General features: G+C 39.0%; 2 protein-coding genes. Both read left to right on the forward strand.

The window, feature by feature from the left end; translation table 11 throughout:
- Positions 1 to 120: 120 nt before the first annotated feature.
- Positions 121 to 1,425, forward strand: coding sequence for a bifunctional folylpolyglutamate synthase/dihydrofolate synthase (locus AC3AX0_RS08315; protein ID WP_487549833.1), 1,305 nt, complete (start codon positions 121 to 123; stop codon positions 1,423 to 1,425).
- Positions 1,426 to 1,624: 199 nt separating this feature from the next.
- A partial coding sequence (locus AC3AX0_RS08320) for a calcium-translocating P-type ATPase, PMCA-type (RefSeq protein WP_487549834.1) occupies positions 1,625 to 4,188 on the forward strand: 2,564 nt, incomplete at its 3' end.

Genomic DNA, 4,188 nt, shown 5'->3' on the forward strand with positions numbered 1-4,188 from the left:
GTTGAAATAATTTAGTATACTAAACCTCAATAATTATGAAGTAAATAATAGTTGATAAACGGGATTTATTTGTATATACTTCATATTAACACTACTAAGATAACAACCAAGGAGTATGAAATGAACTATAAAGAAGCATTACAATACATACACTCAACATATAAATTCGGGTCAAAGCTTGGCCTTGAAAACATAACATATCTGCTGAATCTTTTGGGAAACCCACAGAAGGACCTTAAATGTATCCATGTGGCAGGAACCAACGGAAAGGGATCAACCTGTACAATGCTTTCCTATATACTTACAGATGCTGGATTTAAGACAGGACTATTTACTTCACCTTATCTTGAAGATTTCAGGGAAAGAATACAGATTGACAACGAACTAATGGAAGAGGACGAACTTGTAAATTCTGTTTCCATAGTTAAAGCTGCTATCGAAATAATGATTAAAGACGGAAGAAACCATCCGACTGAATTTGAAATAGTGACTGCAATAGCTTTCTATTACTTCAACCTTAAGCAGGTTGATCTTGTAGTTCTTGAAGTTGGAATGGGCGGAAGGCTGGATGCAACAAATGTAATCCAAAAGCCTGAAGTTGTAGTAATCACCAGTATAAGCAAGGACCACAGCGAATATCTGGGTGATACTGTTGAACTAATCGCCTACGAGAAGGCTTCAATAATCAAGAAGGGCTGCCAGGTTGTTGTATATCCACAAAAAGGATCAGTTTACAATGTAATAAGAGAAATAGCCTTTAATAATATTTCCAGAATCCACCAGGTTGACAAAAACCATATAGAAATTCTTGCTTTCGGTCCTGAAGGACAGAAACTCAAATACCTAAATCCGGAAACAAATACGGGCATAGATGAATTCGACCTGAGCCTCATTGGAGCGCACCAGTCCATTAACTCGCTGACTGTACTAAAGACTTTGGAGATACTCATAAACAAAGGCTATAATATATCAAAAGAAAATATCCTCAACGGAATGAAAACCGTGAAATTCATGGGAAGGATGGAAATTCTGTCAAGAAATCCAATGATAATAATAGACGGAGCACATAACCCGGATGGAATAGCTAATCTCAGCTCAAACATAAGGGATTATTTCTCAGGATATAATGTCCATCTTTTCTTCGGAATGCTTGCTGACAAGGACATCTCATCTTCAATAAAGATGCTCATGCCCTACTGCAAAAGCGCTGTTACCTTAACTCCAAACAATTCCAGGGCTCAAAAAGCTGAAGATACAGCAGAAATGTTCAGAAGCCTGACAGACATGGAAGTAACATCCTGTGACGACATTGAAGGATCTACAGAATTAATAAAAACAGGTGAAAATGATGTAAACATCTTCTGTGGCTCTCTGTACATGATTGGAGATGCAAGAAGAGCAATAAATGAATACTTGAATAAATAAACAATTCAAAAATCATAGGAATACAAAACAATCAGTAAATCCGCAAGAATCTAAAAAATTCATGCGGATTCTTCTTTATAGAAATATAAAAGTTTGTTCTTTGTTTAAATCCTGTATTATAATATATGTAAACAAATTTAAATGCTTAATATAATTTTATTAGCAACCCACATTCTTAGTCTAACTCAAGGAGGCTTATATGCATAATAAAAGCATTGAAGAAATAACATCTGAATATAAAACCGATATTGGTTCAGGACTGTCGTCATCAGAAGTTGAAAAACGATTAGGAGAATACGGTAAAAACAGACTTAAGGAAGGAAAGACACAGAGCTTCATGGAGCTCTTCATCAACCAGTTCAAGAGCATCCTCATAATCATACTTCTACTGGCAGCACTGGTTTCAGCAATAATCGGCGAATTTACCGAAGGAATAGTAATAATGATAATAGTAGTGCTGAACTCCCTCGTAGGTGCCAAGCAGGAAAAAAGCGCAGGAGATGCAGTAAAGGCACTTAGAAACATGACATCGCCAAACGCCCGTGTAATAAGGGACGGCAAAACCATTGAAATAGAATCACAGCTTCTTGTACCTGGAGACATAATAGAGCTTGAAGCTGGAAACTTTGTCCCTGCTGACATAAGGCTTGTTGAAGCTGTTAACCTTAAGATTGAAGAATCCGCCCTGACAGGTGAATCCGTGGCAGTTGAAAAGGACTGTTCCGCAGTTCTCAATGAAAATGCTCCTGTTGCAGAACGAATAAATTCAGCCTTCATGAGCACAATAGTAACTTATGGACGTGCAAAAGGAATAGTTGCCAAAACCGGAATGGATACTGAAATGGGCAAGATAGCAGAGATGCTCGACGAAAAGGACGAGCAGACTCCCCTTCAGAAAAAACTAAACTCCCTTGGCAGCAAGCTTGGAATCACCTGTCTTGTTGTATGTGTCATCATATTCGCACTTGGCTTTTATAGAAAAATGGATCTTATGGAAATATTCATGGTTTCAATCAGTCTTGCAGTAGCTGCAGTTCCAGAAGGACTTCCCGCCATTGTAACCGTAATACTGGCCCTTGGAATGAAAAAAATGGTGATCAAGAATGTACTTGTTAAAAACCTGGGCTCTGTTGAAACTCTTGGAAGCACAACTGTAATATGCTCCGACAAAACTGGAACATTGACACAAAATAAAATGACAGTTACAAAGGTCTTCAACGGTTCAGAAGAATTTGACGTTTCAGGAACAGGCTACGGCCTTGAAGGAATAATAGAAGGAGAATACAAGTCAGAAAGCTTCAGGAACATGCTTCTGGCTGGAATTCTCTGTAACGACTCAAAACTTGACAAGGAAAATGCATCCGTACTTGGAGATCCTACAGAAGGAGCACTCCTGGTAATGGGAGAAAAGGGAGGACTTAACCACGAAGAGACAATCTCAACCTATCCAAGGTTGAAGGAATTCCCTTTCGATTCTGAAAGAAAGATGATGAGTACAGTCCACAATATAGATGGAGAAACCTTGATGTTAACAAAGGGAGCGCCAGATTCAATCTTCAAAGCTTGTACAAAAATTGAAATTAATGGTGAATTACAGGACATATCGGACCATATGGACAAGCTTAATGAAATATACATGAGATGGGCTGGAGACGCTCTTAGGGTTCTATGCTACGCCTGCAAGGAAGTTTCTGAAAACGCAGAACCAACTGCTGAAGAACACGATATGATTCTTTGCGGATTATCGGGTATGATCGATCCTCCTCGAGAAGAGGCAAAAGAAGCAATTGCAACCTGCAAATCCGCAGGAATAAGGGTGATAATGATTACTGGAGACCATGCAGTGACAGCATCTGCAATTGGTCGTGACATAGGACTGCTAAATGGTGATGAAACAGCCGTCACTGGAACGGAAATAGATGAAATTAGCGATAATGACTTCAGCGACACAGTGGGGAAAATCAACGTGTTTTCAAGGGTATCGCCACAGCACAAGGTGAAAATAGTAGATGCATTAAGAAACCTTAACCAGATTGTAGCCATGACAGGCGACGGCGTAAACGACGCACCTTCCCTTAAAAGGGCCGACATAGGAATAGCAATGGGAATTACAGGCACCGATGTTTCCAAGGAAGCTGCAGACATGATACTTACAGACGACAACTTCTCCTCAATTGTTGGAGCTGTTAAAGAAGGTCGTGTAATATTCAGCAATATAAGAAAATTCGTAAGCTTCCTTATATCATGCAATATAGGTGAAATACTTCTTATATTCATAGCAATGCTTATGGGCTGGGGCTCACCCCTTGCTCCAATACAGCTTCTCTGGGTAAACTTAATAACAGATTCACTTCCCGCCTTTGCATTGGGAATGGAGCCTGAAGAAGACGATGTTATGAGCTTCAACCCAAGAGAGCCTAAGGCACCTATAATAGACAAAAAAATGGGTACCAGTATATTGTTTCAGTCTGTAGGACTAGCTACTGCTGCACTGATTTCTTTCAAAATTGGCGATAATATAGGTGAAGGGTACGGAAGTACCTTCGCCTTCATTACTTTAATAAGCGGCGAACTCTTAAGAGCTTTTTCTGGAAGATCTGAAAACAAGTCAATATTCAAAACTGGTTTCTTTGGTAATAAATTCTTGAATTATGCTGTTGGAGGTTCCTATTTGTTAACTTTCTTAATAATTGAGCTTCCATTCATGAGAAACATATTTGATATACATGTTTTAACAATGAATCAGCTGTTCACAGCATTTGC

Source organism: Dethiosulfatibacter sp. (assembly GCF_983023055.1).

Coding starts and splice junctions, on each gene's coding strand:
- AC3AX0_RS08315 (WP_487549833.1), top strand. CDS start 121: ATGAACTATAAAGAAGCATTACAATACATACACTCAACATATAAATTC.